11 protein-coding genes are annotated in these 15,329 nt (G+C 74.0%); 8 read left to right on the forward strand and 3 right to left on the reverse strand.

The features are described from left to right. Positions 1 to 50: 50 nt before the first annotated feature. Positions 51 to 1,325, reverse strand: a complete 1,275-nt coding sequence (locus tag WME96_RS12125) for a (2Fe-2S)-binding protein (protein WP_437290301.1) — start codon at positions 1,323 to 1,325, stop codon at positions 51 to 53. Positions 1,326 to 1,434: 109 nt separating this feature from the next. Between WME96_RS12125 and WME96_RS12130 the strand changes: the two genes are divergently transcribed. From WME96_RS12130 to WME96_RS12155, 6 genes are all read left to right on the forward strand, one after another. After that, positions 1,435 to 2,052: a hypothetical protein gene (locus tag WME96_RS12130; protein ID WP_437290302.1), complete on the forward strand. Its 618-nt coding sequence runs from the start codon at positions 1,435 to 1,437 to the stop codon at positions 2,050 to 2,052. Next, positions 2,036 to 2,698: a nicotinate (nicotinamide) nucleotide adenylyltransferase gene (nadD, locus tag WME96_RS12135; RefSeq protein ID WP_437290303.1), complete on the forward strand. Its 663-nt coding sequence runs from the start codon at positions 2,036 to 2,038 to the stop codon at positions 2,696 to 2,698. The genes WME96_RS12130 and nadD overlap by 17 nt, the downstream gene beginning before the upstream one ends. Continuing rightward, a complete protein-coding gene (locus WME96_RS12140) occupies positions 2,695 to 3,570 on the forward strand; it encodes a DUF2520 domain-containing protein (RefSeq protein ID WP_437290304.1) in 876 nt (291 codons plus the stop codon). The genes nadD and WME96_RS12140 overlap by 4 nt, the downstream gene beginning before the upstream one ends. 99 nt (positions 3,571 to 3,669) lie before the next feature. Continuing rightward, on the forward strand, positions 3,670 to 7,317 hold the full coding sequence (locus WME96_RS12145) for a sigma 54-interacting transcriptional regulator (protein WP_437290305.1): 3,648 nt from the start codon (positions 3,670 to 3,672) through the stop codon (positions 7,315 to 7,317). Positions 7,318 to 7,423: 106 nt separating this feature from the next. Then, positions 7,424 to 7,708, forward strand: coding sequence for a hypothetical protein (locus WME96_RS12150; RefSeq protein ID WP_437290306.1), 285 nt, complete (start codon positions 7,424 to 7,426; stop codon positions 7,706 to 7,708). Between the two features lie 101 nt (positions 7,709 to 7,809). After that, positions 7,810 to 10,038, forward strand: a complete 2,229-nt coding sequence (locus tag WME96_RS12155; RefSeq protein ID WP_437290307.1) for an ATP-binding protein — start codon at positions 7,810 to 7,812, stop codon at positions 10,036 to 10,038. 70 nt (positions 10,039 to 10,108) lie between these two features. Here the strand turns inward: WME96_RS12155 and WME96_RS12160 are convergent, their stop codons facing one another. After that, positions 10,109 to 11,191: an L-erythro-3,5-diaminohexanoate dehydrogenase gene (locus WME96_RS12160; protein ID WP_437290308.1), complete on the reverse strand. Its 1,083-nt coding sequence runs from the start codon at positions 11,189 to 11,191 to the stop codon at positions 10,109 to 10,111. Positions 11,192 to 11,526: 335 nt separating this feature from the next. Between WME96_RS12160 and WME96_RS12165 the strand changes: the two genes are divergently transcribed. Next, positions 11,527 to 12,456 (forward strand): DUF4388 domain-containing protein, encoded by a 930-nt coding sequence (locus tag WME96_RS12165; protein ID WP_061610377.1) that lies wholly within the window; start codon positions 11,527 to 11,529, stop codon positions 12,454 to 12,456. A gap of 310 nt (positions 12,457 to 12,766) precedes the next feature. On the opposite strand, the gene hisD is transcribed toward WME96_RS12165, so the two are convergent. Next, positions 12,767 to 14,149 carry a histidinol dehydrogenase gene (gene hisD / locus WME96_RS12170; RefSeq protein ID WP_437290309.1) on the reverse strand — a complete coding sequence of 461 codons (1,383 nt, stop codon included), beginning with the start codon at positions 14,147 to 14,149 and terminating at the stop codon, positions 12,767 to 12,769. A 184-nt stretch (positions 14,150 to 14,333) separates the two neighbouring features. On the opposite strand from hisD, the gene WME96_RS12175 reads away from it, so the two are divergent. Continuing rightward, on the forward strand, positions 14,334 to 15,326 hold the full coding sequence (locus tag WME96_RS12175; protein WP_437290310.1) for a hypothetical protein: 993 nt from the start codon (positions 14,334 to 14,336) through the stop codon (positions 15,324 to 15,326). Positions 15,327 to 15,329: the final 3 nt, after the last annotated feature.

Raw genomic sequence — 15,329 nt, forward strand, 5'->3', positions numbered from 1 at the left:
CGAGCGAGGGCTCATGTGGCCGCGCGGCCAGGGCCGACCGGATGGCAGGCTCAGGCGGCAGCGCCGCGCGCCGCCAGCACGTCGTCGGCGACGGTCGCCGCCGCCCGCTCGATGGCGGCGAGGTCGAGCGCGGCGCCGGTACACTCGCCGAGCGCCCACGCCCCGTCGCCCGCGCGGCCGCGCGCGTCGACCCGCACGGCGTACCCAGAGCGCGGGTCGGCCTGGACGCGCGCGCCTGCCTGCGCGGCGACCTCGAACGAGGGCGCGGCCGGCGCGTCCACGGCGACGGCCACGACCTTCAGGTCGGTCGTCGGGCTGTCGGGCTCGAAGGGCGCCTCGCGCACGGTCACGCCCTTCACCTGCGAGATCCCGTTCACCGCGGCGAGCGCGGCGAGCGGGATCCGCGCCGCGATGCGGTCGCCGAGCGCGCCCGCGAGCTCGTCGGCCCAGAATCCCTCGCCGGCGAGGGCGATCGGGCCGGTCGGCTCGACGCCGTGGGCGAGCAGCCGGCAGAGCGCGCGCGCCGAGAAGACGCCGGGCAGATCGTTGTTCGGGAACGCCGCGACGCCGTCGTGCGCCCCGGTGGCGAAGACCTTGGCGGGCGCCCTGATCACGGTCGCGCCCGCGTCGCCGGCGACCAGCAGCTCGCCGAGGTAGACGCCGGCGGCCACGTGCCTGGAGAGCACGTGGACGCCGGCGAGCGGGTGCCGCGCCAGGAGCTCCGCCGCGCGCCGCGGCGCCCCGGCGAGCGACCCGGCGGGCGCGAGGCCGTCATCGATCAGCGCGACGCGGAGCCCCCGTGACGCGAGCGCCGAGGCCGCCGCCACGCCGGCGGGCCCGGCGCCGATCACCGCCGCGTCCACGTCGAGCCGCGCGGCGGGCTCGGCCGCGAGCGCCGCGCTCGGCAGCCGCCCGAGCCCCGCGAGCTTGCGCGCGATCGACTGCATGACCGCGGACAGGCCGGGGACGCCGGCCATCAGGTGGTGGTGGTCGATCCCCTGCGGAAAGAACCAGTCGGTCACCTGGAGCAGGTCCGTCTGCCGCGAGCCCACGACGTTCTGCACCTCGATGCGCTCGCCGCCGGTCGCCGGGCGCAGGCACGTCATCACGTTGGGCACGCCGTCGACCCGCGCGAGGCAGCCGTCGCAGCCGCCGCGCAGGCACGTCGGCGCCCGGGGGCGGTGCAGCTTCGGGCTCCGCGCGAGCGTCACGCGCCCCGAGGCGATCAGCGCCACGGCCAGCGGCTCCCCCCGTTCCGCCGGGACGGCCGCTCCGTCGAGGGTGATGGTGACCGGATCCCGGAGCGCGCGACCTCGCCGAAACATGCGCGGACGCTAGCAGACGCCCGCGCGCCGTGGAGGAGGGAGGCGCCGCGCGATCGCGCGAAGCGGAGAAGGTGTCCCCCGGTTGGGGCGCTGATCTATGCTGTCGCCGATGCGCCTCGGCGTCCTCGGCCCTGCACAGGGTGATCTGCCCGCGCTCGCTCGTGGCGCGCAGCACCTGCTCGATGAAGGGCACGCCGAGCGGGTCATCTACGTCGCCGACGACGACGCCCTCGAGCGGGTCGTCGAGGGCTGGGCGCAGAGCCTGGTTGGCGCGAACCCCACCGAGGGCGCCCTGTTCGAGCGGGCGGCGCGGTGCGCGACGTCGACCCCGGAGGCGATCGACGCCTTCGTGGCGTCCGAGCGGGCGCGGCTGCGCCTCAAGGTGCTGATGAGCCTGCCGCCGGGCCAGCGCACGATCGAGATCCTGGACGGGCGCGTCGCGCTCTTCGTGTTCGACAAGGCGACGCTCGACGAGGAGGACATCGTGGCCGCGTCCCTGCTCGTGTTCGGCAAGAGCTCGGGGCCGCTCATCAAGAAGGTCGGCCCGCGGACGTTCTTCTCCCCGGGGCCGATCGGCTCCGAGGGCGGCACGGCGCTCCTCGACGACGGGCAGGGCGGGGTGCGGATCGAGGTGATGAACGCGAGCGGCGCGGTGACCGCGCGCGAGATCGTGGGACCGTCCGCGGCCGGCCCCAGGCTGAGGGTTCAAGGTGGCTCGCACGGCTGAGGCGCGCGCGGGCGCGCCGCCCTCGCGCCCGTCCGAGGCGCGGCGGGTCGCCATCTTCGGCGGCAGCTTCAACCCGCCGCACGTGGCGCACGTGCTCGCGGCCACCTACGCGATCTCCGTCGCGCCGATCGACGAGGTGCTCGTCGTCCCCGTCTACCGCCACCCGTTCTCGAAGGAGCTCGCGCCGTTCGAGCACCGCCTGGCGATGTGCCACCTCGCCCTCGGCTGGCTCCCGGGCGTATCGGTGTCTACGGTCGAGCGCGAGCTGGGCGGCGAGAGCCTCACGCTGCGCACGCTGGAGCACCTCGCCGCGGCGCACCCGGGCTGGGCGATGCGCCTGCTCGTCGGCGCCGACGTGCTGCCCGATCTCCCGCGGTGGCACCGCTTCGATCGCATCGAGCAGATCGCGCCGCCGATCGTCCTCGGCCGCTCCGGCTTCGTCGCGTCCGTCGCGGCGCACCCCGACGACGCGGCCGCCGTCGCCCGGCCCGCCCTGCGCGCCGCCGACGTGCTGCTCCCGCAGATCTCGAGCAGCGACGTCCGCCGCGCCTTTGCCGCGGGCGATCTGGAGGCCGTCCGCCAGCGCGTGCCGAGCGCGGTGCTGGACTACGCGCTCGCGCACGGCCTCTACGGGAGCAAGCCATGAACGATATGGACAGCACGCGCCCGTCGCCGATGCGCCGCGATGACGGCGCGCCTCTGGAGGTGTTCATCTACGGCGGCGGCAAGGTGGGCCGCGGGCTCTCGCGCGCGATCCGCGACGCGGGGATGCCTGTCACGCTCAGGCCCGCCCGGGATGGGCTGCCGGCGGAGCGCATCGAGGCGGACCTCGTCATCCTCGCCGTGCGCGATCGCGACATCGCGCCCTGCGCAGAGGCGCTGCGCGACCGCGGGCTCGTCGGCCACCGGGACGTCGCGGTGGTGCACTGCGCCGGCGCGCTGGGCCCCGAGGCGCTCGCGGCGGTGCGCGGCGACCGCGTCTCGGTTGCGCAGATGCACCCGATGATCTCGTTCGCCTCGCCCGCGTTCCTGCCGTTCCTCGATCGCGGCCAGCTCCACGTCGACGGCGATCCCGCCGCCGTGCGCGTCGCGCGCTCGCTCGGGGTGCGCCTCGGCATGGCCCCGCGCACGTTCCCCGGCCTCGACCGCGTCGCCTACCACGCCGCCGCGGGCCTCGTCGCCAACGGCGCCGCCGCGCTGGCGGCCGCCGGGGTCGATCTTCTCGAGCGCGCCGGCATCCATCGGAAGACCGCCGCCGAGATGCTCGGCCCGCTGCTCCGCACGGTCGCGGACAACGTCGAGGTGCTCGGCGTGCCCGACGCGCTCACCGGGCCGGTGCGGCGCGGCGACGCGGCCGGCGTCGCGCGGCACCTCGAGACGCTCCGCCGGCTCGCGCCGCACCTCGTGCCCTTCTACGTCGCCGCCGCCGCCACGCAGCTCCCGCTGGCCCGCGCCCTCGGCGAAGCGCCTCCCGACGCGTTCGACGCCATCGAACAGGCCCTGGACGGAAGCAAGTAGCTACGCTGGAATTTTCCACCAACGCGGCACGAACTTATCGATGTTCGACCGCGGGATTCGTTGATGCGAGGTCCAGCGCGAAGGTACGCTTTTGGTGCCTTGGGATCAGTCGCTGCAGCCAGTGTTTCTTCCGCCACGACGAGCGACGCCGGAGGTTTCCGGGCGCTCGACGAGCGTGTCCTCGACGCCGCGTCCCGTGGGGTGCTCCACGTCCATGGACAGCGGTCGGTCCTGGACGCGGTTTGCTCCCACCTCGCGCGTCGCGCGCGGGGCGTGGGGCGCTCGCTGATCTCGGCCGCGCACGCCGCGGACCGGGATCCCTGGCGCGACCTCGCGCTGCGCTGCGGGGTCGTCTCCGCCGACCCGGCGGCGGCCGCGCAGGGCATCGGCTCCGCCGCGCAGGGCGCGATCCTGCTCGTCTCCGAGGGGGAGCCGACGAGCTGGGGGAGCCTCGTGCTCGAGGAGCTCTCGCGCCTCATCGCCGGGGGCTCGAGCGCCGCGCTGGTGATCGTGTGCAGCGACGCGGCCATCCGGCCGTGGACGAGCGCGCTCACGATCGACGCCGTCGCCTCGCCGGACGATCTGCACCGCTTCTGGGAGGCGGCCGCGGCGGACGCGGAGCGCCGGGTCGTCGCGAGGCTCGAGCGGCTCGACGCCCTCGAGGGCTGGTGCTCCGCCGTGCTCGGCGCGCCGCCCGAGCAGCGCCCCGCGCGCCAGCCGCCCGGCGGCGCGGCCCGGCGGCTGCTCGATCGCCTGGCGCTCAGCCAGCGGCCCTGGGCGTCCGCGCAGCTCGGCCTGATCGCGGACCGGCGGGCGGATCAGGGCCTCGGGGACGTGGCGCGCCACAGCGCCCTCCAGGAGCTCTCCGCGCTCGGCCTGATCGAGGTCGACGATCGCGGGTGGGTCGCGGCGCGGCGCGCGGTCGTCGACCCGGCCGGCGTCGATCCCGAGGACGTGCTCGCGGTCGCGGAGGCGCTCGAGGCGCAGTCGTCCGATCCGTGGAGCGCCTCGCGCGCCAGCGAGCTCTTCGCCTCGCTGGGCCGTGACGACCGCGCCGAGGCGGCGGCGACGCAGGCGATCGCCGCGGTCGGCGAGCCGTCGGCGCGCGCCGATTTCTGGCAGCGCTGGGCGCGCTCGATGCGGTCGCTCCCCGGCGACCGCGCCGCCGCGGGCGAGCGGCTGCTCCGCGCCGCCGAGCTCGCGCTCCGGCTCGGCGACGTCGATTTCGCGATCGACTTCTCCTCGGCGGCGATGCGCGAGCGCGAGTCGTTCGCCGCGCTGCTCGTGCACGGCCGCGCGACGAGCGCGCGCGGCGACCTGACGACGGCCGCGATGGTGCTCTCGCGGGCGCTCTCGCGCGCGGCGACGCCCGCGGAGCGGTCGCGCGGCGCCGTGGAGATGGCGGAGCTCTGCTGCAAGACGGGCGATCTCGCGGCGGCCAGGGGGCACGCGGAGGAGGGGCTCGCCGGCGCGAGCGAGATCGCGACCCGCCTGCAGGCGCGCAACATCCTGGGCAAGCTGCTCCTCGCGCAGCAGGCCTGGGCCGAGGCGGAGGTGCACTTCGCGGCCGACGCGTGGGAGGCGGCGTGCGCGGGCGAGCACGTGAGCGAGCTGCGCGCCCGGCTGAACCGCGCGATCGCGATGCTCTCGAGCGGCCGCCTCGACGAGGCGCGCTCCATGCTCGCCGGGGTCCTCGCGGACGGCGAGCGGCGCGGCGAGCGCGTCGCGACCGGCTACGCGCTCACGAACCTCGCGGTCATCGCGCACCTGAAGCACGAGTACCCGGAGGCCCTGCGCCTCCTCGAGCGCTCGATCGATATCTTCCGGAAGATCGGCGACAAGGTCGCGCTCGTGAACCTCATCGCGAACCTCGCCGAGATCCGGCTCCAGCTCGGGCTGATCGAGGAGGCCGAGCAGGCGCTCGCGTTCGCGCGGAAGGTCTGTGGTCACGTCATCCCGGGCGTGCGGATCACGCACGTCGCGTACGTCGCGGCGCAGATCCACCTCGCGTGCGGCCGCACGGCCGACGCCTGGTCCGAGCTCAGCGCCGCGTTCGCGTACGGCGCGGGCTCGAAGCTCGGCGAGTGCTACGCGATCGCCGCGCGCATCGCGCTGGACGACGGAGACCTCCTGCAGGCGGCGCACATGATCAAGCGGGCGCGCGCCGAGGCGAGCTCCGACTGGCTGCGCGCCGAGGTCGCGCTCCTCGAGGCGCTGCGCGCCCGCGCCGCGGGGGAGCCGTTCGGGCAGGCCGCCGCGGAGGCGCTCGCGCTGTCGCGCCAGGCGCACAACCGCGAGCGCGCCCTGGAGGCGCACGTGCTGCTGCACCACGCGTCGTCCGTGGACCGGACGCCGCACGCCCCCGAGGACGAGCCCGCGGCCGCGCGATCGCACCTCGACGCGGCGCTCTCGCTCCGCGACCGGATCGCCGAGTCGCTCCCGCCCGAGATCTCGCGCCGGTTCCTCTCGCGCCGCAGCTTCGCGGAGCTCACCCGGCTGGAGGCGTGCGCGCGCAGCGCCGCGGAGGCCGAGCCGAGGGGCTGCGAGCTCTGCGGATCGATCGCGTGCGCCGGGTGCGCGCGGGCCTCGGTGCGCGCCCCGCGGCCGTCCGCCGTCGCCCCCGCGCTCAAGCGGATGGTGGGGACGACGCCCGCGTTGCTCAGCCTCGTCCACCAGATCGAGAAGGTCGGCGCGAGCGACGCCACCGTGCTGATCCACGGCGAGAGCGGGACCGGCAAGGAGCTCGTCGCCGAGGCGATCCACGAGGTGAGCGCGCGGCGGGGGGGCCCGCTGGTCAAGGTGAACTGCGCCGCCCTCGTCGAGACGCTGCTCCTGTCGGAGCTGTTCGGGCACGAGAAGGGGTCGTTCACCGGCGCGGCGGCGCGCCGCCGCGGGCGCTTCGAGCTCGCCGAGGGCGGGACGCTCTTCCTCGACGAGATCGGGGACATCTCGCCGCGCACGCAGGTCGCGCTGCTCCGCGTCCTCCAGGACAAGACGTTCGAGCGGGTCGGCGGCGTCACCCCGCTGCGCGCCAACGTCCGAATCCTCTGCGCTACCCACCGCGACCTGCGCGCGATGGTCGCGCGCGGCGAGTTCCGGGAAGATCTCTACTATCGCCTGCGGCAGGTCGTCCTGGAGGTCCCCGCGCTCCGGCAGCGCCCGCGCGACCTGCCGGTGATCGCCGCGGCGATCCTGGAGCGGATCGCCGCGGAGCGCGGCACGGCGCCGAAGCGCCTCTCCACCAGGGCGATCACGGCCCTGTCGCGGCACGCATGGCCGGGCAACGTGCGCGAGCTCGAGAACGCGTTGCGCGCTGCGGCGATCTTCGCGGACGGTGAGGTGATCGAGCTGGAGGACTTCACCACGAACGTCGAGGGGCTGCGGGACCTCGACGCCGCGGAACCGACGAGCACGCCGATGACGTCGAGGGCTGGCACGCACCCTGCTAGCCATTCCAGCGAGCCTCCCAGCGCACCTCACGCGTCTGCGCCCGAGCGGGCGGCGCCGGAGTCTCAGCCATCCTCGATGCCCGCGGATCGCACGCCACTGGAGCTCGCGTACGCGCATGTCCGAGGAGGGGTCAGCCTCAGCGACATGAAGCGCGAGATCGAGCGCGAGTGCATTGCTAGGGCGCTCGACGAAAGTCGTGGGAATATCACGCGCGCGGCCGTGCTCTTGGGCATGAAGCGCCCGCGGCTTTCCCAGCTTGTCAAACAGTATGGCTTTGGCGGGACTTCGGAGGATTGAACTGATGCGAGGTTGCTGGACGAGTTGGCTTTTCGGGGGCCTCGCGGCGCCTCTGCTGCTGATTCTGGGGTGCGCGATCGCGCCCGCGGAGCACGATGAGCAGGGCGTGGAAGCGTGGAGCGATCTCGACCCGATGATCTCCGACGAGGCGCCCGGCAGGTCCGACGAGCTGGACGGCGATGTCGGCCTCCCGGTCATCGACGTCGTCACGCCCGGGTCGCTCCGGGAGCGCGACGTGGCGTTGCCGTCCGCCGACCAGCGGTGGCCCGCGACGAGCTACGTGCGGTCGCGGGAGCGCGACGACTCGGAGCCGGATCCGCTCCCGTGGTGCCCCCCGAGCCGCACCGACAGCCACGACAAGACGCCGTCCGACGGCGACGGGACGCGCTGAGCCGAGGGCCGGGCCGGCGCGGCCGCGCCCCTGCGCCGCGCGGCCGGTCGCCCTGGCGCGTTTTGCGGTTGCCGCCCGGCGCCCTGCGGTAGCCTTCGCGCGTGGCGCCGCTCGGGTTCGATCTCCGCACACGGACGACCCTGGTCTGCGGGGCCCTGGCCCTCGCGATCGCGGCCTCGACGCTGCTCCGGGGCCGCGTCCGGCGCGTCCACCTGTTCTTCGCCGCGTTCGCCGCGGACGTCGGGCTCTGGTACCTGTCCCAGTCGCTCTTCGGCTTCTTCCAGGCCTCGATCTGGGAGCGCTTCACCGCGATCCTCGCCGTGCTGCTGCCGCAGTTCGCGCTGCAGCTCTTCGAGGCGATGATCCCCCACGACCAGGACCGGCGCTCGCGGCTGCTCCGGTTCGCGGGGGTGCTCGTCATCCCGCTGTTCGTCCTCGTGCTGGTGAGCCGGGAGCCTGGCTCGTGGCTCGACTGGCTCACGCGCGGCTGCATCTTCACCTACGTCTTCGCGCTGCTCACCGCGGGGCTGTACACGCTCGGCCAGCGCGGCAAGCGGAGCTCCTCGCGCGCGACGCAGCGTCGCGTGCGGTTCCTCGTGGTGATCGGCGCGCTCGCGGGGCTCGCCAGCGTCGCCGATTTCGCCTGGTTCCTCGGCGCGGAGCCGCCGCCGGTCGGCGCGGCGCTCTCGATCGTCTTCCTTTTCGTCCTCGCCCAGGCGCTCCGCCACGAGCGGCTCCTCGACGCCTACGAGATGCTCGCGCGCCTGCTCGTCGCCACGGCGGTCGCGTTCCTGATCGCGCTGATCTTCTACCTGCTGCTCACGTTCATCGGCGGCTTCAACACGATGTACCTGAACGCCGTGCTCGCCGCGATCGTGATCCTGGTGCTGTTCGATCCGCTGCGCGAGCGCGTCGAGGAGCAGATCCAGCGCCTCTTCCTGCGGGAGCGGTTCGATCTCGACCGATCGCTCGCGGAGGCGCGGCGGCGCCTCGTGCACACGCTCGAGGTCGAGGAGATGGGCGCGATCGTGATGAGCGCGCTCGAGCAGTCGCGCCGGGTCACGGGGGCGGCGCTCTACCTGCGCGATCAGGACGGGACCGGCTTCGACCGGCTCGCCTCGCTCGGGCCGCGCGTCCCCGAGCGGATCGAGGTGGCGACCGCGAGGGCGATGCTCGATCGCCTCGAGCGCGGGCCGCTCGCGATGGAGGAGCTCGAGCGCGAGGCCCGCGAGCGGCGCGCGCGCCGCAGCCGCAGCGACGCCGAGGACGACGGCAACTTCGCGCGGCGGACGGAGGTGCGGCCGCAGGTCCCGGAGGACGCGGTGCTGGCGGCGGCCGAGGTGCTCGGCAGCCTCTGCTCGGGCGTCGTGCTCTGCGCGCGCGACGAGCAGGGCGAGCCCATCGGGCTCCTCGTCGTGGCGGACACGCGCGTGCGCGACGCGTTCTCGCCAGAGGAGCTGACGCTGCTCGAGACGCTCGCCGCGCAGATCGGCGTCGTGCTCGAGAACTCGCGCCTCTACGCGCAGATGAAGGAGCGGGACCGGCTCGCGCTCCTGGGCCAGATGGCGGCCGGGCTCGCGCACGAGATCAGGAACCCGCTCGGCGCGATCAAGGGCGCGGCGCAGCTCCTCGCGGATCCCGTGCCGGAGGCGGAGATCGACCCGTCCTCGCGCGAGTTCATCGGGATCATCCTCGAGGAGGTCGACCGGCTCGACCGGGTCGTGGGCTCGGTGCTCGATCTCGCGCGGCCGGCGCAGGGCTCGGTCGTGCCGACCGACGTGAACGCGATCGTGCGCCGCACGTTGCAGGTGCTCTCGATCGAGCGCCGCAACGATCACCTCGAGGTCGAGGTCACGCTGGATCCCGATCTCCCCCGCGTCGCCATCGATCCCGAGCAGCTCCGGCAGGTGCTGATGAACCTGTTCCGCAACGCGGTCCAGGCGATGAAGGGCCGGGGCAAGGTGGTGATCTCCACGCGCGTCCGCTTCGGCCGAGGCACGCGGCCCGGCTCCGGCTCGGACGAGCCGTTCGTCGAGCTCAACGTCACCGACAACGGGCCGGGCATCTCCCAGAAGGTGCTCGCGAACATCTTCCTGCCGTTCTTCACCACGAAGGACAAGGGGACGGGGCTCGGGCTGTCGATCAGCCAGCGCATCGCGCAGAGCGCGGGCGGCCGGATCGAGGTGCGCTCCTACGAAGGGAAGGGGAGCACCTTCGCCGTGATCCTCCCCGCCGCGGTCGACAAGCTGGGCGCAGCCGCGCCCGCGGCCGGGCCGGCGCCCGCGGGGCTGCCCGCGGCGGAGCTGGCCCCTCAGGAGCGGGCCGGGTGACGCCGGCGAGCGCGCCCCGGCCGAAGCCGCGGCGCCGGGGCGCGCGGCCTGCTGGCGCCGCGCGGCGTGCTCATCCGTAGCGCGACGCCATGAGGCGCTCGAGCGCGGGGTGCTCGCGCACGAGCGCCAGCGTGTGCTCGGCGTGGCCGTGCGCGTAGCCGTTGCCGATGTAGAGGTCGACGTCCTTGCCGATGCCCTCGGCCCCGAGCGCGGCGGCGGTGAAGCTCGTGCTCATCGCGAAGAAGTACGTCTTGCCGCGATCGCGCGTCACGACGATCGCGCTGAGCTCCACCCCGGGGACGTTCACGCACGACAGCGTGAGGTCGGCGCCCGCGTCGCCCGTGAACGGCAGCACGGCGTCGCGCACCGCGATGGGGTCGCGCGCGTCCACCACGGCGACGTGGTCGCAGATCGCGAGCGCGCGCAGGTCGGCGGCGAACTCCGGCGACGCCTCGACGCCGATCACGCGGCCGGACCGGCCGACGCAGCGCCGCGCCTCGGCCGCGCACAGCAGGCCGGACTTCCCGCCCGCGCCGAGCACCACGACGCTGTCGCGCGGGCCGGCGAGGCGCGCCACCTGGGGGGCCGCGCCGGCGACGTCGAGCAGCGCGAGGGCGAGCCGCTCGGGCATGTCGCTCGGCATCCGCGCGAGCGGCGCCGACGCGAAGACGATCGCGGTGCCCTCGACGTCGATCTGCGCGGACGCAGGGCGCACGGCGACGATGCGGCGGAGCGAGAGCGGCGTGAGCGAGAGCGACGCGAGCGTCGCGATGCGGTCGCCGGCGGCGACGCCGCGGTGCTCCGCGAGCGATCCGACGCGCCGGACGACGCCGAGCAGCATGCCGCCCGAGCCGGTGACCGGGTTGTGCTGCTTTCCCCGGCGCGCCACCGTCTCGAGGACGAGCCGCGCCACGCCGGCCGGATCGCCGTCGGAGGCCTCCTCCATCTGGCGGAAGCTCGCGGCGTCGATGTTCAGCGTCGCCACGTCCACGACGATCTCGGTCTCGAAGTGGCGCGAGGCGTCGGCGTCCAGCCGCTCTGCCGGCTGCGGGAGGGCCCCGGGGGGGTCGAGCACGCGGTGCGTGCCCAGCGGATCGCCTGCGGCGAGGGTGCGTTGCGTCGCTTCGGAGCTCACGCCGAGGCCGTTCAACATGCCGGGGCCGAAAGCAAGGGCTATGAACCGAGCGGCCGCGATCTCCGTGGAGGAGGGCGCCTGCTGCGGAGGGGCCGGGACGTGGAACCCAGCGGGCTCAGCCGTCGCTAGTGGCCGGTTTCCTCGCGGATTGGACGCATTTGGGCGCGCCCGATGGCCGGCGGGGGTGGGCTCTGGGTTGGACTGGAGGAGGGCGGTCGGCGCGTTGCGTTAACCCGAGCGGGCGAACTCATTTGAAAGAACAGACCGGATCTCTTGACCACCTTTGCTCGGTGAAACTAGACTTTGCCCCCTGCTGGCGCTCGCGTAGCGCTCGAAGGTTTTTACTCCCTGCGATGGATAACCACGCTCCCAAGGTGTCGGCAACGCGGCAACTGGCGTTGCGCTTCATCTCCGGGAAGTACCAAGGCGGCGAATTTCCCCTCGGGGAGCAGCAGGAGATCGTCGTGGGTCGCTCCAGCGACCTCGACATGGTCCTCGTCGAGGACATGGTCTCCCGGCGCCATGCCCGGATTGCCTGTACCGATCAGCAGATCGTGATCGAGGACCTCGGCTCGACGAACGGTACGTTCGTCAACGGCGAGAAGATCAAGAAGACGACCCTGAAGGAGGGCGATCGGGTGCTCATCGGCACCAGCATCCTCAAGGTCGTCTCCACCGATCCCGGCGCGCCCCCGGCGCGCCGTCGCATGGACGAGCCCTCGCTCAGGAGCGGTCAGACCCGGTCGATGTCCGGGTCGATCGACGAGATCCCGCTCCCCGATCTGCTTCAGCTCTTCGGCACATCGAAGAAGAGCGGAGTCCTCGTCGTCCGTTCCGACGACGACGTCGGCAAGATCTACCTGCGCAAGGGCATCGTGACCTTTGCGACGATCAACGATCTGACCGACGTCCCGCCGCTCAAGAGCGTCTACCGGATCCTCACGTGGGCCGGCGGGACGTTCGATCTGGAGCCGGCCGAGGAACGGGTGATGACCGGCGAGATCAGCGCGACGGTGCAGGAGCTCCTCATGGAGGGGCTCCGGCAGATCGACGAGCTGAACAACATCCGGCACCAGCTCCCGGATCTGTCGGCGCGCCTGGTCATCCCCCAGCCGCTCAAGCCGCTGCTCCGCGATCTCTCGCCCGTCGATCTGGACGTCCTCCAGGTCGTCTTCAACCACGGGCACCTCGCGATGGTCCTCAACAAGAGCCCCGCGACGGATCTGGAGACCGCGCAGTCCGTGCTGAAGCTGATCAACGCAGGCTACCTGCGCGTCGAGTGAAGCCGAGTTGAGCGCAGGGCGCCGAGAGGCCGCGCGGGCATTGTGGGTCCGTGCGGCCTCTCGTGTCGCCACGCGATGTGGCCGGTGAGAACGGCGCACGCGCGCCTCGGCGCGGAGGCGCGCGTGCTCGTTCGTCGCTGCGAGGAATGGACGGCGCGCGGCGATGGTAAGGCGCGCGTCCGAGCCGTCGGCGCGCGTCCGAGCCGTCGGCGCGCGTCCGAGCCGTCGGCGCCACCCCTTCGACCGCCGCGCTCCGAAGGGCGCGGCGCGATCGACGAGGCGGCGAGGGGCCGTCGGCGGTGAGGGTACGTCAGGTCTTCGAGGGGTCGCGCTTCGCCGGGTCGAGCGCCGTGCTCGCGAGGCGGAGCGTCACGGCGCGGGCGTGCGCCTGGAGGCCCTCCGCCAGCGCCAGCTTCTCGATGACCGGGCCCTGCGCGCGCAGCGCCGCGCTGGAGTAACGGATGAGGCTCGCGCGGGTCACGAAGTCGTACACGCCGAGCGGCGAGCCGAAGCGGGCCGAGTTGCCGGTCGGGAGCACGTGCGACGGCCCCGCCAGGTAGTCGCCCGCCGCGACCGGGGTGAGGCTGCCGAGCAGCGCGGCGCCGAGCGTGCCGATCTCCGAGAACAGCGCCTCGGCGTCGGCCACGTGGAAGGCCACGTGCTCGACCCCGAGCTGATCGGCGATCTCGGCGAGGCGAGCGCGCGACCCGACCACCAGCGCCGCGGCGTGCAGGGAGAGCGACTGCTCCACGATCGCGCGCCGCGTGAGCTCGGGGAGCGCGGCGTCGAGCTCGCGCGCGACCGCCTCCGCCAGCTTGGCCGAGGTCGTCGCGAGCAGCGCGTAGGACGCCTCGTCGTGCTCGGCTTGCGAGAGCAGGTCGGCCGCGACGAGCCGCGGATCCGCGGAGTCGTCGGCGAGCGCCAGGATCTCGCTCGGGCCGGTGATGCCGTCGATCGACACGTCGCCGAAGACGAGCCGCTTCGCGCAGGCGACATACGCGTTGCCGGGCCCGACGATCTTGTCGACCGCCGCGAGCTCCGGGAGCCCGTAGGCCATGGCCGCGATCGCCTGCGCGCCGCCCGAGTCGAGCAGGGTCGTCACGCCAGAGAGGTGCGCCGCGGCCAGCGTGGCGTCGTCCGCCGACGGGCTCGCGAGGACGATCTCGCGCACGCCGGCGATGCGCGCGGGGATCGCCGACATCAGCACGCTCGAGGGGTAGCGCGCCTTGCCGCCCGGCGCGTAGACGCCGACGCGACGCAGGGGGCGCACGCGCATGCCGAGGAGGACGCCCTCCTCCTCGTAGCTGAACCCGGCCTGCAGCGCGGGCCCGCCCTGCGCTGCGTCCGCCGGCCCGAGGTCGCCCGCGTCGCGCTGCCGCTCATGGTACCGCGCGATCCTCGCGGCCGCGGTCTCGAGGGCGGCGCGGACGTCGGACGGGAGCCGGGCGAGCGCCTCGGCGCCGCCGAAGCCGCCCTCCGCTTCCGGGCCCGCGTGGCGGACGAGCGCCTTCGGCGTCCTCCGCTCGAACTTCTCGATGTAGCGGAGCACGGCGGCCGTGCCCCCGCGCCGGACGTCGTCGATGATCTCGGTCACCGCAGGCGTGACGTTCGCGAGATCGCCCGTGCCGCGGGCGCGCAGGGCAGACAGGGTGGACTCGAACTCAGGCGAACCTTCGATGTAGATGGGCAGCATGGCTTCACGTGGGACCGGCGCGGCGGGATCTCCGCCCGGACGGCGACACCCCGTACCACAGCACCCCGTCCGGTGGTACGCCGGCCGCGCGCCCGCCGTCGCAGGTCGCGCGGCGCGCGCGTGCACGGCCGCGCGTCGCGCCGCGAAGTTCCCCGGCCCGACCGGATGGAGTAGGGTCGCCCGCATGCGGCCCGGCTCGTTTGGCGTCGCCCCCACCGCGATCTCGCTCGCGCTCCTCGCGCTCGCGCCCGCGGTCCTCGTCGGGTGCCCGGAGAACTCCTGCTTCCTCAAGATCTGCCAGGGCAGCAGCTGCCGCTGCTCGATCTCGTCGTGCAGCGACGGCGCCGGCTTCGACACCACGCAGAACCGCTGCCGCTGCCTGAAGGGCTACCTCTCGGTCGCGGGCCAGTGCCTCACGCCCCAGGCGGCGAACGCCTACTGCGGCGTGGGTCGCCACTACGAGGCCGGCGGGTGCGCCCCCGACCGCTGCAGGCCGGGCGACGAGATCGACCAGAGCACGGGCTACTGCGTGTCGCGCGAGCAGGTGGCGAGCAACATCGGGGTCGCCGTCGGCGCCGGGCAGCAGCTCGGGTGCCCGCCCGGCCAGGAGCTCGTCGTCGACGGGCCGACCGCCGCGTGCGTCCCGCTCTCGCAGACCTGCGCGCGCGACGAGGTGTGGACCGGTCAGGCCTGCGCCAAGGTGGGGCAGTGCCCGACGGGATCGATGTGGGATCCCGCGCTCGCCCAGTGCGTCCAGTACGCGCAGGGGTCGGGCGATAGCGGGCTCACGGTCAACGTCGGGCAGTGGGCGTCGGCGAACTACGGCCCGAACGGCGGCATGGGCACGAGCGGCTTCTGCGGCGCCTTCGCCAAGAAGCCGCACAGCTTCGGGGTCGTCGAGGGGGCGTCGGCCTACGTCCGCATCGCGGTGATGATGTCGTTCCCGGAGGGCGAGATCGCCCGCGGCGTCGTGCAGGCGGTGACGGTGTTCGACGCCAGCGGGAACCCGGTCCCGCCGCGCGGCGCCGCGGAGGTCGACACCGCCGCGCGCAACATCTTCGCCACGCTCGTCCTCGGCGGCGGGAGGGCGAGCGCGCCGACGTCGTCGACCACCGTCCGGTGCGCGATCATCCACGCCGGTAAGCCGCAGCCGGTGCCGGCGGTCGGCGGCCTCTGAGCG

It is taken from the genome of Sorangium sp. So ce406, assembly GCF_051474675.1.
Lineage (GTDB): Bacteria > Myxococcota_A > Polyangia > Polyangiales > Polyangiaceae > Sorangium > Sorangium cellulosum_G.